The organism is Rhizobium sp. RAF56, from assembly GCF_052113965.1.
Taxonomy (GTDB): domain Bacteria; phylum Pseudomonadota; class Alphaproteobacteria; order Rhizobiales; family Rhizobiaceae; genus Rhizobium.
On sequence record NZ_JBFRDU010000012.1, the window covers coordinates 54,697 to 81,146 of the forward strand.

25 protein-coding genes are annotated in these 26,450 nt (G+C 61.9%); 14 read left to right on the top strand and 11 right to left on the bottom strand.

What is annotated here, in order from left to right; genetic code table 11:
* Nucleotides 1-49 precede the first annotated feature (49 nt).
* From rnd to AB4048_RS12195, 3 genes are all read left to right on the top strand, one after another.
* Complete coding sequence (gene rnd, locus AB4048_RS12185) at nt 50-1,201, top strand: ribonuclease D (RefSeq protein WP_442202224.1); 1,152 nt, start codon at nt 50-52, stop codon at nt 1,199-1,201.
* A 100-nt stretch (nt 1,202-1,301) separates the two neighbouring features.
* Nucleotides 1,302-2,360 (top strand): adenylate/guanylate cyclase domain-containing protein, encoded by a 1,059-nt coding sequence (locus AB4048_RS12190; protein ID WP_442202225.1) that lies wholly within the window; start codon nt 1,302-1,304, stop codon nt 2,358-2,360.
* A 102-nt stretch (nt 2,361-2,462) separates the two neighbouring features.
* Nucleotides 2,463-3,821 (top strand): esterase-like activity of phytase family protein, encoded by a 1,359-nt coding sequence (locus tag AB4048_RS12195; protein WP_442202226.1) that lies wholly within the window; start codon nt 2,463-2,465, stop codon nt 3,819-3,821.
* A 355-nt stretch (nt 3,822-4,176) separates the two neighbouring features.
* Here the strand turns inward: AB4048_RS12195 and ppx are convergent, their stop codons facing one another.
* From ppx to AB4048_RS12220, 5 genes are all read right to left on the bottom strand, one after another.
* Nucleotides 4,177-5,694: an exopolyphosphatase gene (gene ppx / locus AB4048_RS12200; RefSeq protein ID WP_442202227.1), complete on the bottom strand. Its 1,518-nt coding sequence runs from the start codon at nt 5,692-5,694 to the stop codon at nt 4,177-4,179.
* A gap of 10 nt (nt 5,695-5,704) precedes the next feature.
* Nucleotides 5,705-7,900 carry an RNA degradosome polyphosphate kinase gene (locus AB4048_RS12205; protein ID WP_442202228.1) on the bottom strand — a complete coding sequence of 732 codons (2,196 nt, stop codon included), beginning with the start codon at nt 7,898-7,900 and terminating at the stop codon, nt 5,705-5,707.
* A gap of 66 nt (nt 7,901-7,966) precedes the next feature.
* Entirely contained in the window at nt 7,967-8,680 is a 714-nt protein-coding gene (gene hdaA, locus AB4048_RS12210; protein ID WP_442202229.1) for a DnaA regulatory inactivator HdaA, read from the bottom strand.
* 1 nt (nt 8,681) lies between these two features.
* Nucleotides 8,682-9,812 carry an AI-2E family transporter gene (locus AB4048_RS12215; RefSeq protein WP_442202230.1) on the bottom strand — a complete coding sequence of 377 codons (1,131 nt, stop codon included), beginning with the start codon at nt 9,810-9,812 and terminating at the stop codon, nt 8,682-8,684.
* A gap of 121 nt (nt 9,813-9,933) precedes the next feature.
* A complete protein-coding gene (locus AB4048_RS12220; protein ID WP_442202231.1) occupies nt 9,934-10,668 on the bottom strand; it encodes a DNA helicase in 735 nt (244 codons plus the stop codon).
* Nucleotides 10,669-11,009: 341 nt separating this feature from the next.
* Here AB4048_RS12220 and purM point away from each other — a divergent pair, with 341 nt between their 5' ends.
* Together purM and purN are read left to right on the top strand one after the other, a co-directional pair.
* Complete coding sequence (gene purM, locus AB4048_RS12225) at nt 11,010-12,083, top strand: phosphoribosylformylglycinamidine cyclo-ligase (RefSeq protein WP_442202232.1); 1,074 nt, start codon at nt 11,010-11,012, stop codon at nt 12,081-12,083.
* Nucleotides 12,080-12,745 (top strand): phosphoribosylglycinamide formyltransferase, encoded by a 666-nt coding sequence (gene purN / locus AB4048_RS12230; protein WP_442202233.1) that lies wholly within the window; start codon nt 12,080-12,082, stop codon nt 12,743-12,745. Before purM ends, purN begins: the two co-directional genes overlap by 4 nt.
* A 51-nt stretch (nt 12,746-12,796) precedes the next feature.
* On the opposite strand, the gene AB4048_RS12235 is transcribed toward purN, so the two are convergent.
* From AB4048_RS12235 to AB4048_RS12245, 3 genes are all read right to left on the bottom strand, one after another.
* Entirely contained in the window at nt 12,797-13,966 is a 1,170-nt protein-coding gene (locus tag AB4048_RS12235; protein WP_442202234.1) for an alpha-D-ribose 1-methylphosphonate 5-triphosphate diphosphatase, read from the bottom strand.
* 155 nt (nt 13,967-14,121) lie between these two features.
* Nucleotides 14,122-14,718 (bottom strand): NUDIX domain-containing protein, encoded by a 597-nt coding sequence (locus AB4048_RS12240; protein ID WP_442202235.1) that lies wholly within the window; start codon nt 14,716-14,718, stop codon nt 14,122-14,124.
* The gene (locus AB4048_RS12245; protein ID WP_442202338.1) at nt 14,715-16,850 is read right to left on the bottom strand and encodes a molybdopterin oxidoreductase family protein; all 2,136 of its coding nucleotides are present in this window, start codon (nt 16,848-16,850) and stop codon (nt 14,715-14,717) included. The genes AB4048_RS12240 and AB4048_RS12245 overlap by 4 nt, the downstream gene beginning before the upstream one ends.
* 83 nt (nt 16,851-16,933) lie before the next feature.
* Between AB4048_RS12245 and AB4048_RS12250 the strand changes: the two genes are divergently transcribed.
* Both AB4048_RS12250 and AB4048_RS12255 read left to right on the top strand, forming a co-directional pair.
* Nucleotides 16,934-17,785 (top strand): 23S rRNA (adenine(2030)-N(6))-methyltransferase RlmJ, encoded by an 852-nt coding sequence (locus AB4048_RS12250; protein WP_442202236.1) that lies wholly within the window; start codon nt 16,934-16,936, stop codon nt 17,783-17,785.
* A 44-nt stretch (nt 17,786-17,829) separates the two neighbouring features.
* Complete coding sequence (locus tag AB4048_RS12255) at nt 17,830-18,426, top strand: glutathione S-transferase (protein WP_442202237.1); 597 nt, start codon at nt 17,830-17,832, stop codon at nt 18,424-18,426.
* A 90-nt stretch (nt 18,427-18,516) separates the two neighbouring features.
* Here AB4048_RS12255 and AB4048_RS12260 read toward each other — a convergent pair whose 3' ends face one another.
* The gene (locus AB4048_RS12260) at nt 18,517-19,155 is read right to left on the bottom strand and encodes an outer membrane protein (protein WP_442202238.1); all 639 of its coding nucleotides are present in this window, start codon (nt 19,153-19,155) and stop codon (nt 18,517-18,519) included.
* Nucleotides 19,156-19,507: 352 nt separating this feature from the next.
* Between AB4048_RS12260 and AB4048_RS12265 the strand changes: the two genes are divergently transcribed.
* The 5 genes from AB4048_RS12265 (at nt 19,508) to AB4048_RS12285 (ending at nt 23,865) form a co-directional block, all read left to right on the top strand.
* On the top strand, nt 19,508-20,275 hold the full coding sequence (locus AB4048_RS12265) for an SDR family oxidoreductase (protein ID WP_442202239.1): 768 nt from the start codon (nt 19,508-19,510) through the stop codon (nt 20,273-20,275).
* A complete protein-coding gene (gene uvrC, locus AB4048_RS12270; protein ID WP_442202240.1) occupies nt 20,272-22,317 on the top strand; it encodes an excinuclease ABC subunit UvrC in 2,046 nt (681 codons plus the stop codon). The genes AB4048_RS12265 and uvrC overlap by 4 nt, the downstream gene beginning before the upstream one ends.
* A 162-nt stretch (nt 22,318-22,479) precedes the next feature.
* Complete coding sequence (pgsA, locus tag AB4048_RS12275) at nt 22,480-23,067, top strand: CDP-diacylglycerol--glycerol-3-phosphate 3-phosphatidyltransferase (protein ID WP_442202241.1); 588 nt, start codon at nt 22,480-22,482, stop codon at nt 23,065-23,067.
* Entirely contained in the window at nt 23,067-23,321 is a 255-nt protein-coding gene (gene moaD / locus AB4048_RS12280; RefSeq protein ID WP_442202242.1) for a molybdopterin converting factor subunit 1, read from the top strand. Before pgsA ends, moaD begins: the two co-directional genes overlap by 1 nt.
* A 49-nt stretch (nt 23,322-23,370) precedes the next feature.
* Nucleotides 23,371-23,865, top strand: coding sequence for a molybdenum cofactor biosynthesis protein MoaE (locus tag AB4048_RS12285; protein WP_442202243.1), 495 nt, complete (start codon nt 23,371-23,373; stop codon nt 23,863-23,865).
* Here the strand turns inward: AB4048_RS12285 and AB4048_RS12290 are convergent.
* Nucleotides 23,855-24,751 carry a branched-chain amino acid ABC transporter permease gene (locus AB4048_RS12290; RefSeq protein ID WP_442202244.1) on the bottom strand — a complete coding sequence of 299 codons (897 nt, stop codon included), beginning with the start codon at nt 24,749-24,751 and terminating at the stop codon, nt 23,855-23,857. The two genes, AB4048_RS12285 and AB4048_RS12290, sit on opposite strands and share 11 nt — an antisense overlap.
* Nucleotides 24,752-24,816: 65 nt before the next feature.
* Between AB4048_RS12290 and AB4048_RS12295 the strand changes: the two genes are divergently transcribed.
* Together AB4048_RS12295 and AB4048_RS12300 are read left to right on the top strand one after the other, a co-directional pair.
* The gene (locus tag AB4048_RS12295; RefSeq protein WP_442202245.1) at nt 24,817-25,371 is read left to right on the top strand and encodes a CGNR zinc finger domain-containing protein; all 555 of its coding nucleotides are present in this window, start codon (nt 24,817-24,819) and stop codon (nt 25,369-25,371) included.
* Nucleotides 25,368-25,883 (top strand): hypothetical protein, encoded by a 516-nt coding sequence (locus AB4048_RS12300; protein ID WP_442202246.1) that lies wholly within the window; start codon nt 25,368-25,370, stop codon nt 25,881-25,883. The genes AB4048_RS12295 and AB4048_RS12300 overlap by 4 nt, the downstream gene beginning before the upstream one ends.
* A gap of 79 nt (nt 25,884-25,962) precedes the next feature.
* Here the strand turns inward: AB4048_RS12300 and ndk are convergent, their stop codons facing one another.
* The gene (gene ndk, locus AB4048_RS12305; RefSeq protein WP_442202247.1) at nt 25,963-26,385 is read right to left on the bottom strand and encodes a nucleoside-diphosphate kinase; all 423 of its coding nucleotides are present in this window, start codon (nt 26,383-26,385) and stop codon (nt 25,963-25,965) included.
* Nucleotides 26,386-26,450: the final 65 nt, after the last annotated feature.

Here is a 26,450-nt window from a genome sequence, read left to right on the forward strand (position 1 = left end):
CGAAAGAGGAAGGAAGGTTGACGAACTAATATCCGACGAATGTGTTGACATGATCGAAACAACCGCCGAATTGGAGGCGGCCTGCAACGAGCTGGCCAAGTCAGAATTCATTACGATCGATACCGAGTTTTTGCGCGAAACTACCTTCTGGCCGGTACTCTGCCTCATTCAAATGGCGAGCCCGACGACGGAGGTGGTTGTCGATCCTCTTGCCAAGGGCATTGATCTTAAGCCGTTCTTCGAGCTGATGGCCGACACCTCGGTGCTCAAGGTTTTCCACGCCGCCCGGCAGGACATCGAAATCATCGTCAATCGCGGCAATCTGGTGCCGCATCCGATTTTCGACACGCAGGTGGCCGCCATGGTCTGCGGCTTCGGCGATAGCGTTTCCTACGACCAGCTCGTCAGCCGCATCAAGAACGTTCAGATCGACAAGACCTCCCGCTTCACCGACTGGAGCCGCCGGCCGCTCTCGGAAAAGCAGCACGACTACGCGCTTGCCGACGTGACGCACCTGCGCGACGTCTATCTCCATCTCAAGGCGCAGCTGGAGCGCGAAGGCCGCGCCTCCTGGCTGGCCGAGGAAATGGCGATCCTCGAAGCCCGCGAAACCTACGAAATCCATCCCGACGACGCTTGGCAACGGCTGAAGATGCGACTGCGCAAACCGCAGGAGCTCGCGGTGTTGAAATATGTCGCGGCCTGGCGCGAGCGCGAGGCGCGCAACCGCAATGTGCCGCGTGCCCGTGTGCTGAAAGATGATGCTATTTATGAGATCGCCCAGCAGCAGCCCAAGGATGGCGAGGCGTTGAGCCGGCTCCGCACGATTCCCAAGGGTTGGGAACGCTCCGCTTCAGGCGCCGCCGTCATCGATGCCGTGAACGAGGCCCTGGCGTTGCCGAAGGCGGATATGCCGCATGTGCCGCGCCATACGCAGGCGCCGGAAGGTACCGCGGCCGCGGCCGAGCTCCTCAAGGTGCTGCTGAAGCTCATCGCCGAGAAGCACGGCGTCGCCCCCAAGGTCATAGCCAACAGCGAAGACATCGACAAGATCGCAGCCGAGGGCGACAAGGCCGATGTTGCCGCCCTGCACGGCTGGCGGCGAGATCTCTTCGGCGAAACCGCGCTGCAGCTGATCAATGGCCAGGTGGCGCTGCGTTTTGTCGGCAAGAAGGTCGAGGCCGTCACGCTTCCAGGCTAAGCTTCGTCAGCTTCGCGTCGAGACGCAGTTTGCGTCGGGCCCTTGACGGGCGTCGCACGAGGGCAAGAATAGGCCTGCTGAACCCAAGCGGATTGACGGCATGGCCAGATTGCCCTCGGTGCTGAACTGGATCTTGATCGCGATTTTCATCGCGGCGAGCGGCGTTCTCTACAATGTCTTTTTTTCGACCGGAAACCCCGCCTATGTGGGCGCGGTCTTCGCGCTTTTTTGCGGCCTGCCGCTCCTGGCCTTCGAGCGCGGCCTGATCTCGCCTCGCCTCCACAAATGGATGCACGGCCTTCCCACTCTTGCCTTTCTCCTCTTCGCGCTGGTGATGGACTTCGCATTCATCGGCGCGGGCTTTGCCGCCGCCGGCAGCCTTCTCAAGTGGCTGGGACTATTGCGGGGCAGTTGGAAAGAGGTGACGCTGTTGCCGGCGGACGTCTTCCTCTATGCGATCGCGATGTCGGCGATCGTGGTTTTCGTGCTGAGGGTGCGCGAACTGCTCGGCCGCGACATCTTTCTCAGCCTTCTCACGAGCCGCTACCGCAATCCGGTACGCGAGGAGCGCGTCTTCCTGTTTATCGACCTTGCCGGTTCAACCTCCTTTGCCGAGGAATTCGGCGACCTGCGCGCCCAGCAGCTTCTAGGGTCGCTGTTCAGCGCTTTCGCCGAACCCGTGCGGCGGCACAAAGGCGCGATAGACGACTATGTCGGCGATGCGGCGATCATTACCTGGCCGCTGGCGCGCGGCGTCAAGGACGCCCGCTGCGTGCGCTGCATCTTCGACATTCTCGCCGACATCGACGCCAACGCCGCAAATTGGCAGGCGTCCTACGGCCATGTGCCCCGGCTGCGCGCAGCCCTGCACGGCGGCGACATCATCACCGCTGAAATCGGCGTCGATCATCACAAGATCACCTATTTCGGGGACACGGTGAACACGACGGCGCGGCTGGAGGCGCTGTCCAAGACGCTGGAGCGACAGGTGTTGATCTCCAGCGATCTCGCAAGCCGGCTGACGCTTCCCGAGGACATCGTCGCCGACGATCTCGGCGAGCACGCGCTGAAAGGTCGTGGGCAAAAGCTCGGCGTCATGGCGCTCAGCCGCATCCGGGCAAGGGCTCCGCTCAGATTGGTCGCCAATCGCCGCGCCTGATGCACATGGCGTCACTGAAGCTTCATCCAATCGTCGCTTGGCCGACATCCCCCGCCTCTAAGCGAAGGCTGCCTTATAATCCTTCACGCTGGGGTCATTCAGATGAAACGGCTACTCCTTGCTTCGACCGCACTCTTTGTTTTCGCCGCAGCATCGGCTTTTGCCGATGAACAGGCATTTCCAGCAAAACTTGCCTCGCAGGCTATCCTGCCCGCGAACACGATGGCGTCCCCGCCCGAGGATGCGGCGGAATTTCTGAAGCATGCCGGCAAGTTCACGACGCCGGATCGCAAGCGCACTGAAGCGCTCGCAACCGTGCCCGGCAAGGATGGCGCCCGCGTCACCGACCTGAAGCTGCCCTTCGACGGCCAGGCGGTTCAGGGATTCTCAGGCATCAAGGCGATGCCAGGCGGCACCTTCTGGACGCTCACCGACAACGGCTTCGGCTCCAAGGCCAATTCCAGCGACGCCATGCTCTTCCTGCACCAGGTGAAGTTCGACTGGGACAACGGCAAGGTCGAAATCCTCAAGAACCTTTTCCTCAGCGACCCGGACAAAAAAGCCCCCTTCCCCATCGTCATGGAAGGCAGCGACAAGCGCTATTTGACCGGCGCCGATTTCGACATCGAATCCGTCCAGCCCGTCGCCGACGGCTTCTGGATCGGCGATGAATTCGGCCCTTACATCCTGAAATTCGACACCGAAGGCCGGTTGACCGATGTCCTTTCGACCGTCATCGACGGCAAGCCGGTGCTGTCGCCGGATAATGCGCTGCTGCAACTGCCGGGCAATCCGACCCAGAAGATGCCAGCATTCAACCTGAAGCGCTCGGGCGGCTTCGAGGGCCTTGCGATGTCGAAGGACGGCTCGAAGCTTTATGGCCTGCTCGAAGGTCCGCTGTACAAGGACGACGGGCAGATGGAAAGCGTGGACGGCCACACCGCGATCCGCATTGCCGAATTCGATGTCGCCTCGAAGAACTGGACGGGCCGCAGCTGGCTCTACCCCTTCGCCGACAAGGGTGTTTCCATCGGCGACTTCAACATGCTGGACGAAACGACCGCCCTCGTCATCGAGCGCGACAACGGCGCCGGCACGAAGGACAAGGCCTGCGCCGATCCGAAGCAGCCGAAGCCGGATTGCTTCGAAGCGCCGGCCGAGCTGAAGCGCGTCTACAAGATCGAGTTCAACGACGCCAATGCCGGCAAGGCGGTGCGCAAGATCGGCTACATCGATCTGCTGCACATCGAAGATCCCGACAACAAGAAGCGTGCCGGCAGCGGCAAGGGCTATTACGACATGCCGTTCGTCACGATCGAAAACGTCGACCGTGTCGACGCCACCCACATCATCATAGGCAACGACAACAACCTGCCCTTCTCCGCCGGCCGCGCCGTCGACAAGGCAGACGACAACGAGTTCAGCCTGCTCGAAGTCGGAGCGTTTCTGAACGCCAAATGAGAAAGTCGTCTTTTTGCGATACTCCGTCATACCGGCCTTGAGCCGGTATCCAGCAACGCCGCCGTCGGCGGGGCGAAAGACCCTTTTTGCGCAAGGACTTGCGCGCTGGACCCCGGATCAAGTCCGGGGAGACGGTGGATTGGGGTGTCGCCGTGAAAAGCCATACGACGTTGTCAGCGAACTACAAGGCCGGATGGTGAACGTCCATCCGGCCTTTTCTTTTGCGATACTCCGTCATACCGGCCTTGAGCCGGTATCCAGCCGCGCCGCGTCGGCGGTGCGAAAGACCCTTTTTGCGCAAGGACTTGCGCGCTGGACCCCGGATCAAGTCCGGGGAGACGGTGGATTGACAGTGCTACTCGAAGCGGAAGGTGAGCCGACGGTTGGTCAGCTTCGCAAGCTGTTGCAGCCGGCCCTCGAGGCGCTCCCCGGCAAAGTCGCGATACGCATGGGGCACGACGAATTCGATCTCGAAATCCGGGCTTGAGGATTGCCGGAAGGTCAGGTTGCGCACAACGCCCGGCATGGAGGCCGAGAACAGGTATACGACGCGCAGCAACCCCCCGAGCAGCTTTGCCCGGTCGAGATACTGCTGCGTGGCGATGGTGGCGAGCGGGCCGGTCGCGCCATCGTCGTTAAGGCCCTCGAAGCGATAGTAGTTGGTAAGCGCGATGAAGGCGCGGCCGGCATGGGTGATGCCGACGAATGACGAATGCGCGATCACGTTCAGCGCTTGCAGACCTCGGTAGTCCGGATGCGCGCGCCAGCTGATATCGGCGAGCAGGCAGGCGGCCTGGCGGTAGCGGCTCTCCTCGTCCGTCTCGGTCACGCCGAAGAAAGGCATCATCCGCCCCGTCCACTCGGCAAGTTCGCGGGCATGCTCCGGCGAGCGGGCTCGAAGGATCGCCAGTTCGTCGGCGGCCGCGAGCAGCGGGTCGCGATCGCGCTCGCCATCGGAAAGCATCGAATAGAGGTAGCCTTCGCGAACCCCTTGCGCGGAAAAAGTCACCGTCGCCGGCTTCATGGCGCTCAGCACTTCCTTCATGGCGATCGCGCCGAAGGGCAGAAGTGCGCGGCGGTGCTTGGATATGATCTGGAACGCCGGCTCTTTCGAGTCCTTGGCGGAAATCTGCTCCAGGAAGCGCAGCATCTCGTCGAGCGGCACGACGTAACCCTGCATCATGTGGAGCGGATAGCCGCGCATCTCCATGTGCAGCTTGGCGATGTTTCGCCAGGTGCCGCCGACCGCGTAGAAGGTACGCCCTTCGCCCTTGGCGAGGACTTTCGCCGTCTTGACGTATTTCTTTGCAAAAGCCGCAGCCTTTGAAAGCGACCCGCCGGCATATTCGGCGAGCCTCAGGCCGCCAAGCGGCAGCGTTATGCCTGGGCCGATCTCGTGGCCCTTGATATCGATCAGTTCCAGCGAACCGCCGCCGAGGTCGCCGGCAATGCCGTCGGGATCGAAGAAGCCGCTGATGATGCCGAGCGCCGAATATCGCGCCTCCTCCTCGCCGGAGAGCACACGGACCTTGCGCTGAAGGATCGTTTCGGCCTGGCGGATGAAGTCGGCGCCGTTGCTGGCCTCGCGCGCGGCGGCGGTGGCGAGCACATACATCGTCTTGGCACGGGCTTGATCCGAAAGCGCCTTAAAGCGATGCAGCGACGCAAGCGCGCGCTGTACGCTATCGTCGTCCATGCGTCCGCTCAGCGCTATCCCCTTGCCAAGACCGCACAGCACCTTCTCGTTAAAGAGGATGGTTGGTGACCGGGAGAGACCCTCATAGACAACGAGGCGAACGGAGTTGGAACCGATGTCCACGACGGATACCGGATGAATGCCAGGAAGGCGTCCCTGGGCTTCTGACTCAACCATGCAGTCTCAGCTATTTTTTGCGGCCCGACAACAAGCCGGCGATCAGTTTTGGCGCACTGGACTTCACGGCCCCGCCCCGCCCCGAAAGGCTTGGATTGGTCATGAAATACTGCTGCGCGTTAAACGGCTCACCGCCCTTGCGCACTTCCATGCGCCGGGAGGTACCGTCGGGCAATATCTCGTAGCTTTGCTGGTTGTCAATCAGATTGCCCAGCATGATCTGTGAAAGAACTTGCCGATGCACGGTCGGATTGGTGAGCGGAACAAGCGTTTCGACGCGGCGATCGAGATTGCGCGGCATCATGTCGGCCGAACCGAGATAGACGAGCGCCTTTTCCGACGGCAGACCTTGGCCGTTGCCGAAGCAGAAGATGCGGCTGTGTTCCAGGAAGCGGCCGACGATCGACTTGACGCGAATATTGTCGGAAAGGCCGGGAACCTGAGGACGCAGGCAGCAGATGCCACGGATTACCAGGTCAATTTCAACGCCGGCGTGGCTTGCCCGGTAGAGCGCGTCGATGATCTCCGGATCGACCAGCGAATTCATCTTCATCCAAATCGCGGCCGGCTTGCCGCTGCGGGCATGCTCGATCTCGCCTGCGATATGCTTCAGGATACGCGGCCTCAGCGTATGGGGCGACACCGCGATATTCATCTCTTCCTCAGGCTCGCCGTAGCCGGTGATGAAGTTGAAGATGTTCGCCATGTCGTGGGCGATCGTCGGGTCGCAGGTGAAGAAGGAAAGGTCGGTGTATATCTTGGCCGTGACGGGGTGATAGTTGCCGGTGCCGAGATGGCAATAGGTGCGCAGCTTGCCTTCCTCGCGGCGGACGACCAGCGACATCTTCGCATGGGTCTTGAGTTCGATGAAGCCGAAGACGACCTGCACCCCCGCCCGTTCCAGATCGCGCGCCCAGCGGATGTTGGCCTCCTCGTCGAAGCGTGCCTTGAGTTCGACCAGCGCGGTTACGGATTTGCCCGCCTCCGCCGCATCGATGAGGGCGCGGACGATCGGGCTGTCGTTGGAGGTGCGGTAGAGCGTTTGCTTTATCGCCAGAACGTCAGGATCGCGCGCAGCCTGGAGCAGGAACTGCACCACCACGTCGAAAGATTCGTAGGGATGGTGGACCACCATGTCCTTTTCGCGGATGGCGGCGAGGCAGTCGCCGGCATGCTCGCGGACGCGTTCGGGAAATCGCGCATTATAGGGCTGAAACCGAAGGTCCTCGCGTGGCGCCTTGGTGATCTCCGAAAGCGTGTTGAGCGCAAGCAGCCCCGGGAGAACGGCCACGCGGTTCTCCGGAATATTCAGCGCGGTAACGACGAAGTGGCGCAGCGAGGCCGGCATTTCGGAATCGGTCTCGATGCGGATCACCGAACCGCGGCGCCGGCGCTTCAGCGCGGTCTCGAAGAAGCGCACCAGATCTTCGGCTTCTTCCTCGACCTCGATGTCGCTGTCACGGATGATGCGGAAGGTTCCGGATTCCTCCATCTGATAGCCGGGATAGAGCCGGTGGATGAAGATGTTCACCACGTCTTCCAGCGTGATGTAGCGAATGACGTTGCCGGCATCGGGAAGACGCACGAAACGATCGAGCGCCGGCGGCAGGCGCAGCAGTGCCGTCATCGGGTCACGGCCGTGCTTGCTGACCAGCTGCAGCGCTATAGAGAAACCGAGGTTGGGGATGAACGGGAACGGATGCGCCGGATCGATCGACAGCGGCGTCAACACCGGGAAGATCGCCTGGTCGAATTCGACTGCGAGCCATTTCCGGTCCGCTTCTGACAGTGCGGCCGGCCGCACGATCAGGATATCCTCCTTGGCGAGATACTGCTGCAGAACAGCGAGCGATGCCTGCTGCTCCATCTGAAGGTTATCGATCTCGCGCAGTATGTCGTCGAGCTGCTCGGCGGGCGTCTTGCCGTCCGGGCTGCGCACCACGATATTTTGCCGGATCTGACCTTCCAGGCCGGCGACGCGGACCATGAAGAACTCATCGAGATTGTCGGCCGAAATCGACAGGAAGCGAACGCGCTCCAGAAGCGGGTGATCGGTGTTCAGCGTTTCCTCGAGAACACGACGGTTGAACTGCAGCCAGGAGAACTCGCGGTTTATGAACCGGTCGGGACTGGAAAGGAGGTCGTTGACCCGCGCCTCGGCAGCCGCCTGGTTATCTTCCTGCTGTTCCGTGACTGCCGAATCCATGCTTGCACACCTGCCCCATTTTTCTTGCCCTGCAACTATAACAGTTTCGCGACAGAACTGTGACAGTCAGTCCATCAGATCGGAATTTCCCAATTCATTCAATACTTCAGCGGCAAGCGTCCGCGTGATGCGGGTGCCGCGTGCGAGCGCCAGCCGATCCAGCCGCTCGACGATCGTCTGGGCGGCATTGAGCGAACGCTCCATGCGGTTGACGATGTAGAGCACCAGCTTGTCGTCAATGAAGAGCTGCCGATCGGCGAAGAGCTTAACGATGACCTGTGACAGCAGTTCTTCGTCCGGCTCGCCGATCTCCACCACGGTCGCCGCGCGCAGGCGCGAGCGAAGGTCCGGCAGCTCCACCGGCCACGACATCGGCCACAGGCGGCTGGTGATCAGAAGACCGGTGCCGTTCTCGCGAACGCTGTTGATGACGTGAAACAGCTCCGTGTCGTCGAAGCCGCGGCGGTCCGCGTCCTCGAACACCACGGGATCGGCAGCCGCCGTCAGTGCGGCGCCTGATCCGGCGCGCGGGTGGATAGGCACCGCGCCGCTGCGTGCCTGCCAGATGCCTGCCAGATGCGTCTTGCCCGAGCCGATGGGGCCGGCAAGGACGACTACAGGCGACGGCCAGTTCGGCCAGGAATCGACGATCGCCACCGCCGCGCTCAGCGGATCGGAAACGAGCAGATCTTCACGGCCGGTCGCAGCGTCATGGGTAAAAGCCAGCGGCAGCTGTTCGGCGCTCTTTCGCGATCCGCCAGCCTTCTTGTCGTCATTCATTTCATGTCTCGGGATTGCTGCGGGCCTTCGGCTTGCGGACAGTGCCGGCAGACGTCCGTCCGTAATAGAGGTCGCTGTGAAGGTACCGCGAAAGCGCGAAGCGGACAAGGACGCCGCAGACGGCAGCGGCGGGCACCGCGACCAGCAGGCCGACGAAACCGAACATCGCGCCAAAGGCGAACAGCGCAAACATCAGCCAGACCGGGTGAAGCCCGACGCTCGACCCGACCAGCTTCGGCTGCAACACGTTGCCCTCGAGGAACTGGCCGGTGAAAAAGACGACGAGGACCAGCCCCACCCACAGATAATCCGGCCAGAACTGTACCAACGCGACGCCGACCGCAAGCACCAGGCCCACCAGCGAGCCGACGTAAGGAATAAAGCTGATCATGCCGGCGAAAAAGCCGATCAGCAGGCCGAAGTTCAGGCCCACCAGCGAAAGGCCGACACCGTAATAGACCCCGAGAATGATGCAGAGCGAGCCCTGCCCGCGGATGAAGCCTGCAATCGCGAGATCGATCTCGGCCGCGATCTCCCTGACCGTCGCCACGTGGTCGCGCGGGATCCAGCCGTCGACCTTGGCGATCATACGGTCCCAGTCGAGCAGGATATAGAAGGCGACAACGGGCGTTACGATCAGCAGCGAGACGATGTTGACCAGCGCCTTGCCCGAGCTCCAGATCTGCGCGAAGAGGCCGACGACGAAGCCGAGCCCCTCGGACATGATGTTGGAGAAATTGTCCTTGAGCGAGCCCACATTGTTGCGCACCCACTTCGGCAGCATCGTGGTCTGCGCATGGTTGGCGAAGTCCTGCAGCTGCTGCACGTAGGCCGGCACATGCTGCACGAAATCATTGAACTGGCTAATGATGATGGGGATGACGATCATCAAGGTCAGCGCGAAAACGACGACGAAGGAAACCAGGATAACCACCGTCGCCATCAGGCGGCTGAGCCCCAGCCGCTCCAGCCGGTCAGCTATGGGATCCAGAAAATAGGCAATCGCCATACCCATCAGGAACGGCAGCAGGATCGAGCTGAAAAGGAACAGGAAGGTGATGAAAAGCGCAAGCACCACAAGCCAGAACACGATCTGACGCTTGAGGCCCGCGCCGCTGACGTGATGTTCCATCGCTTTCCCCGACTGTCTGGCCTGAAGCCCGTTGCGCTAGCACATAGGATGGCGCCACAAGCATGGTCAAGATCGTTTGTCGCCACCGCCTATGCGCCGACACCTCCTCCCACAGGCGGTTTCATCCCCCGGCTACTTGACGCCAGCCTGCGACTCCGAACCGCACTTTTCCGTTGTTGAGGAAGCAGGTCTTGTCGAACAAGGTCAAATCAAGCGGGTTCGGCAAGCGGACATCCGAAAGATCGGGGAACGCCTTGCTCGCCGGATCGTATGAACGATCTATCTGGGAGAGGAAAACCATGATCAATCCCCGCTCCCGGGTAAATGCCTTCAGCGCGCGAACCTGAATGCTCAGCGCCGGGTTGTCGCGTCTCTGATCGAGGAGTTGCAGATAGTCGATCACGACCAAGGTTCCACGGGGCGCCGTGGCCAATCTGCCAATGATATGCGCGGCATTGATCGCGTCGGAACTGTCCAGTTCAAACCGTTCACCGAAATGCTCCCGGTCGACCCCGAGAGCGCGGAAACGGTCCGCGACGTCCTTTTCGGTGTATTCGAGCGTGAAGAAAAGACCGCGATCACCACGTTTCATGGCTTCCACAACCAGCTCAAGACCGAGCAAAGTCTTGCCCTGGCCTGGGCGTGCGCCGAGCAGCAGCAACTCGCCGCACATCAATTGATCGACCAACATGCCGGCGGGGCCACTCTCGGCTGACTTGGCGGCAAGCAAACTCCAACTGCTGAAACCTTCCCCGACCGCGACGCGATCAAGCGCTTCGTGCAAAGGAATGTCTTCCTTCCGAGCCAACAGTTTTGCGTTTCGCTTCAAGCGATAGACAGGTGCAGACAGTTTCACCAAAACCTCCCATTGCGAGCCGTTACCGCAATCCCTCCTTATGCATTGCGCCCGAACAGTCGGTTCAATCGCTAGAAGCCCCGCATGAACGATGCTTTCCCAATGGAGGGGGGAGGCATGGGCACTGCCAGAATCAGATAATATCGTATGCGCCAACCGCCGGATACGAATTTGCGATTTCGTTTGGCAACCACCCGATGGGACCACGGGTTTAGGGAACCCCATGTGCGGAGAAAATGTGGGGCTCATCCTGCAACGCCTTGCATATTGGGGCTTGTCATGCAATTGCGACCCGAATGTTACGCCGGTACATTGGCGTGTGGCAGCCATCGGAGATCAGCATGAGCCAGTCTGGAAAAAACGGTCTGACCTATAGCGACGCGGGCGTCGATATCGATGCCGGCAACCTGCTCGTCGAGAAGATCAAGCCGGCTGTCCGTTCGACGCGCCGTCCAGGTGCGGACGGCGAGATCGGCGGCTTCGGCGGCCTTTTCGACCTGAAGGCCGCGGGCTTCACCGATCCGGTGCTCGTCGCCGCCAACGACGGCGTCGGCACGAAGCTCAAGATCGCCATCGACGCGGACTATCACGACACGGTCGGCATCGATCTCGTTGCCATGTGCGTCAACGACCTCGTCGTGCAGGGTGCGGAGCCGCTGTTCTTCCTCGACTATTTCGCGACCGGCAAACTCGATCCCGATCAGGGTGCCGCGATCGTCGGCGGCATCGCGGCCGGCTGCCGCGAAGCGGGCTGCGCACTGATCGGCGGCGAGACCGCCGAGATGCCCGGCATGTATTCCGATGGCGACTACGATCTGGCCGGGTTTGCGGTGGGTGCTGCCGAGCGCGGCAAGCTTCTGCCTTCCGGCGATGTCGCGGAAGGCGACGTCATTCTTGGCCTTGCGTCCTCCGGCGTGCATTCCAACGGATTTTCGTTGGTGCGCAAGATCGTTTCGCTCTCGGACCTCGCCTGGGATGCGCCGGCGCCATTCGCCGAAGGCAAGACGCTCGGCGAAGCGCTGCTGACGCCGACGCGGATCTATGTGAAGCCGCTGCTCAAGGCCATCCGCGAGACCGGTGCGATCAAGGCGCTCGCCCACATCACCGGCGGCGGCTTTCCGGAAAACATTCCGCGCGTGCTGCCGAAGCATCTTGCCGCCGAGATCGATCTTGCCGCGGTGAAGGTCCCGCCGGTGTTCTTGTGGCTGGCGAAGACGGGCGGCGTCGAGGCAAAGGAAATGCTGCGCACCTTCAACTGCGGCGTCGGGATGATCGCCGTCGTTGCGGCCGCTGACGTCCAGTCGGTCACCAAGGCGCTTGAAGCCGAAGGCGAAACCGTGGTCACGCTTGGCCGCATGGTCACCCGCACCGAAGGTGCGCGCGGCACGGTCTACAAGGGTACGCTTGCGATATGAGTTCGGCGCGCAAACGCGTCGCCGTCTTCATTTCCGGCGGCGGCTCCAACATGATGGCGCTGGTGAAGGCCGCGAAGTCTAAAGACTATCCAGCCGAAATCGTCGGCGTCATCTCCGACAGGGCGGATGCGGGCGGTCTCGAAAAGGCGGCGGCCGAGGGCATTGCGACCTTCTCCTTTGTGCGCAAAGCCTATGCCAGCAAGGAAGCGCACGAGGCGGCGATTTTCGATGCCCTGGACGCGCTTTCGCCTGATATCATCTGCCTTGCCGGCTATATGCGGCTGCTGACCGCTGCCTTCATCCAGCGCTACGAAGGCCGGATCATCAATATCCATCCGTCGCTGCTGCCGCTCTTTCCGGGCCTCCACACCCACCAACGCGCCATAGACGCCGGCATGCGGATCGCCGGCTGCACGGTACATTTCGTCACCGAGGGCATGGACGAAGGCCCTGTTATCGGTCAGGCAGCCGTGCCTGTGCTTGCCGGCGACGACCCCGAGACACTTGCCGCGCGCGTGCTCACCATCGAGCACCAACTCTATCCCCAGGCCCTGAAACTCTTTGCGGAAGGCCGTGTGGCGATGAAGGACGGCAAGGCCGTGTCTGCAGGCGACGGCGCCGCCCATGGCGACCACGGCACGCTCATTTCCCTGATCGGCTGACACGCTTTAAGCCCCTCCCCTGTGAAGAGGGGTTTCGAACTCGGAGCGTTTTCAGGCCGCGAGCGCTCTCAGCGGATGCAGCGTACCGTCGCTATAGACGACGCGACCACCGCGGAAGCTTGCGCGAATGCGCGGCACTTCGCCCGTCTCCACCGCCACCAAATCGGCGCGCTGGCCGATCGCGATCTCGCCGCGGTCCGTCAGCCCCGCCGCGCGGGCCGCATCGCGTGTCGCCATGGCGACCGCGGCGGCCAGATTGCCGCCGATCGCATCGGCGATCTTGAAGATGCCCAGCAGAAAGGCGGCAGGATGATAATCAGCGGCGATGGTGGTGAGCAGGCCGGCGCGGGCGGCATCGAGCGCGCTCAGATTGCCCGACATGGATTGGCCGCGCAGCGCATTCGGGGCGCCCATCAGCGTCCAGAGCCCACGGCGGCGCGCTTCCGCCGCGGCGGCCAGCGTCACCGGAAACTCGCTCATCGTCACACCGAGGTCATGCATTTCCGCGACCCTCTCGGCACTGTCGTCATCGTGGGAAGCGAGCGACAGTCCGCGTCTGCGCGACTGGCCGACGATATCGCGAAGCTTGATGCCGACATCGGGATTGTCGCGCTCGGCGATCCGCCGGGCGACGGCCTCGGCAGCGGCTTCGCGCGAGATCGCGCGCCGCTCGGACATGCTGAGGATATAGGCCTCGATGTTGTTGTACTGTCCCTGGCCGGGCGTGTGGTCCGTCAGCGACACCATGTCAACGCTGCCGCTCGCGATGAGCGCTTCCAACGCCGGGGCGGCGCCGAGATTGGTGATCTCGTAGCGGGCGTGCACGCGATGATCGACGAGCAGACGGTCGCGCAGTCGGTTGATGCCTTTTATCACGGCAGAGGTGGTTTCCAGCGAACGGACGTGGCCGTAGACGCTCTCGGTGGCAAAGGAGATCGCCGCAAAGGCCGTTGTCACGCCGGCGGCTGCGAGCTTCTTGTCGAGTTCGTGAATGCCGAAATCAATCGGCATCGTCGCATTCGGCCGCGGCGCGATCTCGCGCTCGATCATGTCGCCATGCAGATCTACAAAACCCGGCATCAACAGCCGTCCGCCGCCGTCGAAGGTCGAGAAAGAAACCGTGCCCGGCCGGATCTCCGCAATCATCCCGTCCTCGACGCGAACCGACGCGCCCTCGATGACTTCACTTGGAAGAACGAGGGTAAAATTACTGAGCCACATGGGCTTCCTCCTGACGGGATGAGCGATGCGCGGCAGCGCTAACGCGGAATCGTGACACGAGTGTGAAGGGCAACGTTAGCGTTCTACCGGCAGGCGGATGCCTGAGACCGACGCTGACTGCCATTCGCTGATAAAACCGGCGCTGCTGCGAATCGTCAGACGCGCAGGAGTTCCCTATTCAGCATCGCCCATTGCAGCAGCATGATCGTCTTGGCGTCGCAGATTTCGCCGGTCTCGATCATGCCCACGGCGTCAGCAAGCGGCAGGTCGAGGACTTCGATATCTTCGTGCTCGTGATCGACGCCACCGCCTTCCGAGACGCGGTCGGCGCTATCGACGGTCGCGGCGAAGAAATGCAATTGCTCCGTCACGCAACCGGGCGACATGAAAGCCTTGAAGAGCGGGCGCACGTGGGCGACGCGATAGCCAGTCTCCTCCATCGCCTCGCGCCGGATCGCTTCCTCGGGCTCTTCACCGTCGAGAAGTCCGGCGGGCACCTCGATCAGCCAACCGCCCTGGCCGCCGAGATAGGCCGGCAGACGGAACTGGCGCACCAGGATGACGGCGTCTCGCTGCGGATCGTAAAGAAGAATGCAGGCGGCCAGCGTGCGGTGATAGACCTCGCGCTTAAGTCGGTGCGTCTCTCCTGACCTGTCGGTATAGTCGAGCGTGTAGCTGCTCAGCCGCCCCCATTCGTCCGACAGCGTTTTCTCGCCGACGATCACGACCTTCGCCTTGCCGGTATCCGTCATGCGCCGTCCTTCCGAAGCCAGACCTTGTTGTCGTGCACCGCAGCCCCGCCATAAGGCGCGATCGGATCTGCGCCGGTCAGCACATTGATCCCCTCGCCGTCGACATGTGCCTTGTTCGGCCACAGGCCCTCGGCGATCAGAACGCCGGATTTCACCTCGTCGGTGACGCGAGCATGGATGCGCAGGTCGCCGCGGGCGTTGCCGATCCGTACGAGATCGTCCGCCGCGATACCTAAACCTTCGGCATCCCGAGGATTGATTATCAATTCGGGGCGGCCTTCCTTCTGGCGTGAGGTCTTCGTCTCCGAAAAGGTCGAGTTGAGGAAGTTTCGCGCCGGCGAGGTGGCAAGCCTGAACGGATGCTCCGGGTCGGCCATTTCGATGACGTTCACCTGGTCTGGAAAGGGCGGCAATTCCGCGTGCGGTCCGAGCAGGCCGACCGAGGCCGGAGGGCGGTTCGGTGCCGGCTGGTTGGTCCAATCGGCGCGGAAGCGAAACTTGCCGTCCGGGTGGGCGAAGCCGTTCAGGAAATGCGCCTCGTCGAAGTCGGGCTGCCGATCGTACCATTTGTGTTCGAGGAAATGATCGAAGTCGGGCAAACCACTCGCGGCGAGGATGCGATCGACCATCTCTCGGTCGGAAAAGCCGAAGCCGGGCCGGTCGGCAACGCCGAGGCGCTTGGCGAGTTCCTCGATGACGAAGAGATTGCTGCGAACGGTCGGCGGCGGCTCGACGAGCTTGGGGCCAAGCAGAATATGGCTCTGGCCGCCGGCCCTGTAGATATCGTTGTGCTCGACGAACATCGTCGCCGGCAGCACGATGTCGGCAACCGCGGCAGTCTCGGTCATGAACTGCTCGTGCACCGCGACGAAAAGATCGCTGCGAACAAAGCCACGCCTGACCAGGCGCTGTTCCGGCGCTATGTTCATCGGATTGGTGTTCTGGATCAAAAGCGCGGTGACCGGGCCACGCCCCCGCAGCGAGACGGCATCGCCCGTCAGCACCCGGCCGATCTGCGACTGATCGAGCACGCGGATATCGCCGTCGACCATCGGGCGCCCGGTGAGTTCCGAATTGTCCATACGGAAAATGCTGGAGTTGGAATGGAAAGCGCCGCCGCCCTCATGCTGCCACGAGCCGAGCACGGATGCCACGGATGCGGCGGCGTGCATGGCGACCGCGCCGTTGCGCTGACGCGTAAAGCCGTAGCCGAGACGGAAGTAGCTCCTCTTCGTCGTGCCGACGAGTTTTGCGAAATCCTCGATTTCCGCGACCGAAAGGCCCGTGATCGACGCCGCCCATTCCGGCGTTCGGGTTTTGAGATGTGCCTCAAGGCCGGCCGGATCGTCGGCATATTTCGCCATATAGGCGCGATCCGCATAGCCGTCGCGGAAGGCGACGTGCATGACGGCGCAGGCGAGCGCCGCATCCGTGCCCGGCTTGACGATCAGTGCCATGTCGGCCTGCTTCATCGTCGGATTGTCGTAGATGTCGATCGCAACGATCTTGGCACCGCGTTCCTTGCGCGCGCGGATCGCGTGGGTCATCACGTTGACCTGCGTCGTCACCGCGTTCGTACCCCAGATCACCACGCAATCGGAGCGGCCCATCTCGCGCGGATCGGGGCCGCGCAACGCTCCGGTCGCGGCGGTGAAGCCGGTCCAGGCGGGATTGGTGCAGATCGAATCGAAGAAGCCGGAATAGCGCTTGGCGTGGCGCAGTCGGTTAATCGAATCGCGCTGCACCCAGCCCATGGTGCCGGCGTAGAAATACGGCCAAACCGCCTCGCTGCCGTCCTTCGCCTCGGCTCTGAGGAAAGCCTCCGCGACCTCGTCGAGGGCGGCGTCCCAGGAAATCTCCTGCCAGCGCCCCTCGCCCTTCGCGCCGACGCGTCGCAAAGGCTTCATGAGGCGCTCGGGATGATAGAGCCGCTCCGCATAGCGGGCGACCTTGGCGCAGATGACGCCGGCCGTATACGAATGGTCGCGAGCACCGCGCACCCGGCCGATCCGGCCGTCTTCGGTCAGATCAATCTCAAGTGCGCAGGTGGACGGACAGTCGTGCGGGCAGGCGGTGTGGCCAATCTTCGGCTTCGAAGGATCGGCGGTATGAATAGGGGTCGCAATGTTCATCATATCCGTATATTTCAAGCCGAGGCCAGCCAAAAGCCCTGAAGACCGCCCCAACGCAACATTTCACGCGGACGTCACCGACGATGAACTATCGGCACATCTACCACGCGGGCAATTTCGCCGACGTTTTGAAACATGCGGTGCTCGCCCGCCTCGTCCGCTATATGCAGAACAAGGACAAGGCCTTTCGCGTTCTCGACACGCACGCCGGCATCGGTCTCTACGACCTGTCGTCCGAGGAGGCCCAGAAGACCGGCGAATGGCGCGACGGCATCGGCCGCGTCATCGAGGCGAAGCTTGAGCCGCAGGTGGCAAACCTGCTGGAACCGTATCTTTCGGCCGTCCGCGAGCTCAATCCCGAAGGCGGCATTCGCCTCTATCCCGGCTCGCCAAAGCTCTCGCGCATGCTCTTTCGCCCGCAGGACCGTCTCTCGGCCATGGAGCTTCATCCCGAGGACTTCGTCCGGCTGCACCGCGTTTTCGAAGGCGACCACCATGTGCGGGTAACGGAACTCGACGGCTGGCTGGCGCTTGGCGCGCATCTGCCGCCGAAGGAAAAGCGGGGCATCGTGCTGGTCGATCCGCCCTTCGAGGAAGAGGGCGAGTATGACCGACTGATCGACGGGCTTGAGAAGGCCTGGCGGCGTTTCCCTGGCGGCACCTACTGCCTGTGGTATCCGCTGAAGAAGGACGCACCGATCAGGGCATTTCACGAAGGCCTGCAGGCTTTGGAAATCCCGAAGATGCTTTGCGCCGAACTGACCGTCAAAAGCGACCGCCACGAGACAGGGCTGACCGGTTCGGGCCTCATCGTCGTCAACCCTCCCTTCACGCTGAAGGATGAGCTTCATGCACTGCTGCCGGCGCTGAAGGACATCCTTACCCAGGATCGCTTCGCGTCGCATCGCGCTTTCTGGCTGCGCGGCGAAGCCTGATCCGCCGCTCCTTCCCGCCCATCCTCACTGAAAAAGGCAATCCGATGAAGCTGCTCTGCGCGCCGGCCTCTCCCTTCTCCAGCAAGGTACGGATGGCCGCCCGCCATCTGGGCCTCGACATCAAGGAAATCCGCGTTGACACCAATGCCGGGCCGGCGATCCTCACGGACAACAATCCGCTCGGCAAAATCCCGACCCTGATCGCCGATGACGGTCTGGCGATCTTCGATAGCCGCGCCATCATGCATTATTTCGGCCGCCTCGAAGGAAGCAAGCTCTATCCCGCCAAGGAGGAGAAACGCGTTCATGCCGAGGTGCTGGAAGCGCTTTGTGACGGCACCTGCGACAGCCTCCTGGCGATCGTCTACGAGCGCCGCTTCCATCCCGAGGACAAGCAGCACCAGCCCTGGATCGACCGGCAGTGGAGCAAGGTCGTGAGGGTGCTCGACCGCCTGGAAACCGCACCGCCGAAAATCGGCAAGAAGCTCAACGGCAGCCACTTCGCCGTTGCCGCGATGATCGGCTACCTGCAGCTGCGTTTCGCCGGACAATGGGAAGAAGACCGTGGCAACCTCGTTGCCTGGATCGAGCGCTTCGAGGAGACGTTCCCAGACTATGCGTCGCTGAAGCCGCACGGCTGACACCCGGCCGCCCGAAGGCGCGCAGCTATTGGCGCGAAACGAAAAAAGCCGGGACGAACCCGGCTTTTCTCATGTGCTTGCGAACAAGTCTTAGAACTTGACGCCGATACCGAGCTTAACGCTGTTCTCGTCGAAACCGCGAGACACGTTGCCGGAGTCGAGGTCGAAGTTCTTCTTGTCGTAGTCCGTGAAGCGGTACTCGAGGCGGGCCGTGACGTTGTTGGTCACGAACATTTCGGCACCTGCACCGACCGTGTAGCCGACAGCCGTCTTGCTGTCGGAGGACGTTCCGTCTTCAGCCTTCAGGCGACCACCGGCGATACCAGCGGTGCCGTACAGCAGGAAGGGGTTCAGGTCGTAGCCGAGGCGGCCGCGAACCGAGCCATTGGTGTCGTACTTGGTCGTGACATTGTCCGTATGGCTGTCAGCGCCGGAGTAGCCGACATCGCCTTCGATACCGTAAACGATGTTGCCGCTCTGCCAGTTGTAGCCGGTGTAGAGCTGGCCACCCCAATCATAGGAGTTGCCACCACCGTGCGTGAACTTGCCAGCGTTCCAGTCGCCAGCGCCACCGAGGTAGAAACCTGCCCAGTTGTTGACCGGAGCAGCAACTTCCTGCGCGACCGGAGCCTGGGGGATCTGCTCGACGGCGTCGGCCGCATGAGCTGCAGTGAAGCCGCCAAACGCGACTGCCGAAGTCATCAGGGCAATAATAACATTATTACGCATACTCTTCTCCTTTCAGGCCCGTCTCGATTATTTTTTTTCGAACAAGACGAGCAATTCCACATATCCCTTCGGATCGAGAGGGAATTTGGAGTGCAAATGAGGAAATGGAAGAGCCAAAATAAGAAATTATTGTGGCAGGCATATGGCTGAAATTCGATGTTGCTTTGCAGCAACAGAGATTTCATTAACCATAACTAAATATTAAATTGAGTATACTCTCAGGCTATTTAAATACTTCCGAAGTTATATCTTGCAGGAAGAGGCCGAGAAGCGAGCACCAATACCCTTTCCAGATGGACTATTCATGTCTTATATATGTGCAATTGGCAGAAAATGGTGAGAAGGCGATACCTTGGGTGACGGAAAACTGCGTACGGCGCTAATTACCGGTGCATCGAGAAGAATAGGCCGGGCAATCGCGGAGGATTTGGCGGACAACGGCTTCGCGGTCGCAATCCACGCCAATCGTTCGGTCGAAGAAGCCGAGGCATTTGCGGCAACATTGCGGAGCCGCGGCAGAGAGGCGGTCGCGCTGCAGGCCGACCTTCAAGATCAGAAAGCGACGGCAGAACTGGTCGGCAGGACAAATTCCCTCCTCGGTCCGATCGATCTCCTCATCAACAACGCGTCCGTTTTTGAGGAAGATTCGGCGCGTGAGTTCGACGCCGCCGCCTTCGACGCGCATTTCGCAGTGCATGTCCGGGCACCGTCCATCCTGGCGGCGGACTTCGCGCGACAACTGCCGGCGGACGTGCCGGGCCTGATCGTCAACATCGTCGACCAGCGCGTCTGGTCGCCGACGCCGCGCTTCTATTCCTACACACTTTCGAAAGCGGCGCTCTGGATGGCGACGCAGACGCTCGCGCAGACCTTTGCCCCGGCGATCCGGGTGAATGCGATCGGCCCTGGGCCAACGATGCCGAGCACGCGCCAGACGATGGATGACTTTCAAACGCAAATCGAAGGGCTTATCCTGAGGGCCGGACCAGGGCTTGGCGAATTCGGCCGAACGATCCGCTTTCTTTTTGACACTCCCTCGATCACGGGCCAAATGATAGCCCTCGACGGCGGCCAGCATCTGGCCTGGGAAACGCCTGACTTGGCGGAGAGCATGGAATGAATGGACGAAAGCTGCCTGATGGCGGCGTTCTCTATGACGAATCGGACGAGATCGAAGACGACATCGAGGTGGAAGGCGATGCCGCCCCCCTTCCCGTTGCAAGCGTCGACTGGAACGAAGGTGGGAAAAACGAAAGCGGGCTGAAAGGCGCCGAGCTAATCGCCGAATTCGTCAAGCGGCTGCCGAACGCGCCCGGTGTCTACCGGATGTTCAACGAGGCCGGCGACGTGCTCTACGTCGGCAAGGCGCGCAGCTTGAAGAAGCGTGTGGGCAACTACGCGCTTGGCCGCGTGCATTCCAATCGCATCGCCCAGATGGTGCGCCAGACGGCGAACATGGAGTTCGTGACGACGCGCACGGAGACCGAGGCGCTCCTTCTGGAAGCGAACCTTATCAAGCGCTTGCGGCCACGCTTCAACGTGCTGCTGCGCGACGACAAGTCCTTCCCCTATATCCTCCTCACCGGGGATCATCGCGCGCCCGCGATCTTCAAGCATCGCGGCGCCCGCGCCCGCAAGGGGGACTATTTCGGCCCATTCGCCTCCGCGGGCGCGGTCGGGCGCACCATCAATTCGCTGCAGCGCGCGTTCCTGATCCGCAGTTGCACCGACAGCGTCTTCGAGACGCGCACGCGGCCGTGCCTGCTCTACCAGATCAAGCGCTGTTCCGGCCCCTGCACGCACGAGATCAGCGACGAAGGCTATGCCGAGCTTGTAGAAGAGGCGAAGGATTTCCTCTCCGGCAAGAGCCAGAACGTCAAGGCGCATATGGCAACGGCCATGAACGCGGCGGCGCAGGACCTCGATTTCGAGCGCGCCGCGGTCTACCGCGACCGGCTTGCGGCGCTTTCGCACGTGCAGAGCCACCAGGGCATCAATCCGGCCGGTGTCGAAGAAGCCGACGTCTTCGCGATCCACCACGAGGGCGGCATTTCCTGCATCCAGGTGTTCTTCTTCCGCACCGGCCAGAACTGGGGCAACCGCGCCTATTTCCCGAAGGCCGATCCGCAGCTTTCCAGCGCCGAAGTGCTGAACGCCTTTCTGGCGCAGTTTTATGACGACAAGCCGGTGCCGCGGCAGATCCTGCTTGCGGAAACGGTCGAGGAAATCGAGCTGCTCGCCGCCGCACTCAGCGAAAAGGCAGGCCACAAGGTCTCGATCCTCGTGCCGCAGCGCGGCGAGAAACGCGATCTCGTCGATCACGTCGTCGCCAACGCACGCGAGGCGCATGGCCGCAAGCTTGCCGAAACGGCCTCCCAGTCGCGCCTGCTCGGCGGCTTCAAGGAAACCTTCAAGCTGGCCTACGTGCCGACGCGCATCGAGATCTACGACAACTCGCATATCATGGGCACCAATGCGGTCGGCGGCATGGTGGTCGCCGGGCCGGAAGGCTTCGTCAAAGGCCAGTATCGCAAGTTCAATATCAAATCGACCGACATCACGCCCGGCGACGATTTCGGCATGATGCGCGAGGTGATGACGCGGCGCTTTTCGAGGCTGCTCAAGGAAGAAGGGAAGCCGGACCGCAGCCAGGCCGGAAGCGAGGTCAACCCCGCTGACGCTGCCGACCTGCCCTTCCCCAGCTGGCCGGACGTCATTCTCATCGACGGCGGACAGGGGCAGATGACAGCTGTGCGCGCCATTCTGGAAGAGTTGGGAATCACCGACAGCGTCATCGCCATCGGCGTTGCCAAGGGCGTCGATCGCGATGCCGGGCGCGAGCGTTTCTTCCCGCCCGGCCGCGAAAGCTTCACGCTGCCGCCCCGCGATCCGGTGCTTTACTTCGTGCAGCGGCTGCGCGACGAGGCGCATCGCTTCGCGATCGGCTCGCACCGCGCGCGGCGGAAGAAGGAGATGGTCAGGAATCCCCTCGACGAGATCGGCGGCATCGGCCCTTCGCGCAAGCGGGCGCTGCTGCAGCATTTCGGCACCGCGAAGGCGGTGTCGCGCGCCGCCCTGTCCGACCTCATGGCCGTCGGCGGCATCTCGGAGGCCGTGGCGCGTCAGGTCTACAATCATTTCCACGAGGACGGCGCGAAATAACATCGGCCTGTCGCAAATTCCACGCAATGGCAGTGAAAAAAGCGCAAACGATGTTGACGCCTCCGCCTTGAACACCTCATCTACGAACTCTGCAGCGCCGCGCGCCGTTCATGACGCGCAACGGACGCTGTAGCTCCTTGAAACTGCTACGAAACGATTTCCATGGCTTCGCGCGCATACAGTATCCCCAACCTGCTCACCTATGGCCGCATTCTGGCCGTGCCGCTGATCGTGCTCTGCTTTTTCCTCGAGGGAAAACTCGCGATCACCAACACCGCCCGTTGGGTGGCGCTGTGGATTTTCGTCATCGCCTCCCTCACCGATTTCCTTGACGGCTATCTTGCGCGCATCTGGAACCAGACCTCGAATATCGGCCGCATGCTCGACCCGATCGCCGACAAGCTGCTGGTCTCGGCGATCCTGCTTCTGGCGGCGGCGGATCAAACGATCGCCGGCTGGTCGCTTTGGGCGGCGATCATCATCCTGTGCCGCGAAATCCTGGTTTCGGGCCTGCGCGAATATCTCGCCGCGCTCAAAGTCAGCGTGCCGGTGACGCGGATCGCCAAGTGGAAGACGACAGCCCAGATGGTCGCGATCGCCTTCCTGCTGGCGGGGCCGGCCGGAGACGAGATTTTTCCCTATACGACCGCTCTTGGTATACTCTTGCTCTGGGTCGCGGCGCTGCTGACGATCTACACCGGCTATGACTATTTCCGCGCCGGGCTGAAGCATGTGGTGGACGAGGAGTGATGACGCGGCTTGTCTATTTCGCATGGGTGCGCGAGCGCATCGGCAAGGGCGAGGAGGAGATCGTTCTCCCGCCTTCGGTGAAGACGGCCCGCGATCTCATCAATCATTTGAAGACCTTGGGCGAAGAGTATGAGGCCGCGCTTCAATTCCCCGAAGCGATCCGCGTTGCCGTCGACATGGAGCATATCGAGCATGACGAAGCGATTGCCGGAGCCCGCGAGATCGGCCTGTTCCCGCCGATGACGGGGGGATGATCGTGATGCGCTCGGCGCAGGGCGCGATCCGTGGAGATGAGAGCGCCCCATGAGCCCCCTCCCCACTATCCGCGTGCAACGCGAGGATTTCGATCCACAGGCGGAGGCGCGCAAGCTCACCGATGGTCGCCCCGAGATCGGCGCGGTGGTGACCTTCACGGGACTTTGCCGCGACGAAGGCGGCAGGCTCGAAGCCCTGGAGCTCGAACACTATCCGGGCATGGCCGAGGCAGAGATGACCCGCTTTGCGCGGCAGGCGATTGACCGTTTCGCCCTTTGCGGCCTCACCGTCATTCACCGCTACGGCCGCATTTCCCCCGGCGAGAACATCGTCCTCGTGGTCGCCGCCGCCACACATAGGCAAGCCGCCTTCGATGGCGCGAGCTTCGTCATGGACTACCTGAAAACCGGCGCCCCTTTCTGGAAGAAGGAGCATACGGTCGATGGCAGGGCGGGCGACTGGGTCGCGGCCAAGGACAACGACGACAAGGCACTGGAAAAGTGGACGCTGGAAAAATGGACTGCAGGCAAGCCTAGGGGATGACCCGCTCGCGGCGGCTGACCACTAGCAGGAAGACGAGCAGCGAGAAAATCACCAGATCGCGCCAGACGAAAGGGCCATAGGCGTCCCACAGCGTCTGGAAAAGGCCCACGGCGGCGGCGCCGAGCGCCGAGCGCAACGGATCGAAATAGCCGCCGACGGCGGCAATCATCAGCACCTTCAGCCCAAACAGCAGACCGGCGCCAAAATCCATCGTGCCGTAGTAGGCCGTCGACAGGATGCCGCAGACGGTCGCCACCAGCGCCGAAACACAATAGGCGACGAGAAAGACGCGCGCAGCACTCGTGCCGCAGAGTTCCGCTGCCAACGCATCGTCCGTAACCGCTCGCCAGATACGCCCCCACGGCGTGCGCGTCAGCACCAGGTGGCCGGCAAGCACGATCGCTGACATCGCCGCGACGTTGATCAGCTGGATGAGGGTGAGCGTCACCTGGAAGCTGCCGTCGCTCCAGAAGACGATGGCATTGTTGAGCAGCGGCGGCAGCCAGAGATCGCGGCTGTTTGCCGCGAGCCGTGCGGTCTCCCCGAGAATGATCGTCATCCCGAGCGCTGCGACGATTACCGTGTTCGGTGATTTTCGGGCAAGCGGCATCATGATGCCGCGTCCGATGAGGAGGCCGGCGCCAAGCGCATAGGCCAAGGAAACAGCGGCGCCAAGCAGTAGCGCTGCCGGCAGGATCAGGAACAGGCGCGAGTAACCGAAATCGGTGAACAGCAGGAGCATCTGCCCGGAGAAAGCAAAGAGTGCGCCATAGGTGATGTCAGCCCGGCGCGTGACGCCGAAACCGATCGAATAGCCAAAAGCGAGCGCCGCATAGAGCGCCGCAAGCGGAACGGCATTCGCCAGTTGTTGCAAAAGATAGGCCATGAAAAGCTCCGACGGCGACTGAAATAATAACTGGCAAAAACGCTTTTACCAGTTATATTTTCTCCATGAGCTTTTCGTGGACACCCCATCGCTTCTCAGGCGGCGCCTTGGCCTTCGATGTCGCCAACAGCGTCGTGCTTCGTCACGACGATGCGCGCCGGGTCGATCGTTTCGAGACGACCGGCCAGATGGACAGTTTTCCCAAGGCGGCCGCAAACTTTTGCGCGGAACGCATGCTCTTTGGCGAAGACCTCAAACCGGTGCTGCCGGAAAACAGGACGGCGTTCAGAGAGCTCCGCGAAGCGATCGACGGCTATTTCCGCGCGCGCGTTCTTGGCGTGGATACCTGCGGGCTGCTTGCCAACCTGCTCGACGCGCTGTCGCAGACGCTGCGACGGGCGGGCTCGCCCGATAGTCTGGACGTCGCAACGGTTCACTCGACGCTGAGGCTCATCGCCACGCCCGACCCGGAGCGCACGAAAATCTGCAACAATTGCGGCTGGCTCTTCGTCGACCGCAGCAAGAACCGAAGCCGCACCTGGTGCGACATGGCCGTCTGCGGCAACCGGGCCAAGGCGACGCGCCACTATCAAAAGAGAAAAGAGAGGAACGCACCATGACGGCGTTCAGGATCACGATCCTCGCAATGAGCGCGCTGTTGGCGCTCAGCGCCTGCCAGCGGCAGGCCGAGGACAAGCCGACGGAGCTGAGCGGGCGGCTTGTCGTTTTCAACTACCGCGTCTCCCATGCGAGCTTCCTCATCACGCTACGCAAGACAGCGCCGATCCCGGAGGGCACGGTTGCGATCGCCGAATTCGAAAATCCGATGGGCGGCGATCCGATAGTAGTCAGGGAAATGATTTTCCCTCTGTGGGACAAGATTTCGCTGGAAACTCCCGGGCTTCATTGCGTGCGCAAGGACCGGCCTTACGCAGTCGCGGTACGGCTCGAAGATGCCGGCGGCAAGACGATCCAGAGCATGAAGACCGAGGTCAAATCGGATGTGGACCAGTCCGCGGTCCTGGCGGCGGAGCCTCTGGTGGTCGGCCCGTTCTACACGGAGAACCCCGATATCTTCAAGGACAAGGACAAACCAGATTTCTCTCCGGAGCATGTCTGCCCCTCGGCTTGATGCGGCAGCAAAAAAGCCGGGACGAGCCCGGCTTTTTCAATGTGTTCAAGTGCTTCGAGCGAAAAGCCGAGAGAATGATTCAGCCGACGATTTCCGTCGAGGAGAACCAGTAGGCGATCTCGACGGCTGCGGTCTCGGGAGCGTCGGAGCCGTGGACGGAGTTTTCGCCGATGGAGAGAGCATGCACCTTGCGGATCGTACCTTCGTCGGCATTCGCAGGATTGGTGGCGCCCATGACTTCGCGGTTCTTGAGGATGGCGTTCTCGCCTTCCAGAACCTGAACGACGGTCGGGCCGGAGGTCATGGTCTCAACCAGTTCGCCGAAGAAAGGACGCTCCTTGTGAACGGCGTAGAAGCCTTCGGCTTCGCGCTGGCTCATCCAGACGCGCTTGGAGGCGACGACGCGAAGGCCGGCATCTTCTAGTATCTTGGTGATGGCACCCGTCAGGTTGCGCTTCGTTGCGTCCGGCTTGATCATCGAAAAGGTGCGTTCAATCGCCATGGTGCGGATCCTTTGGTTCTTGTGGAAAAGTGGGCGGTCTTTACCCGCCCCAAGGCCCGAAAACA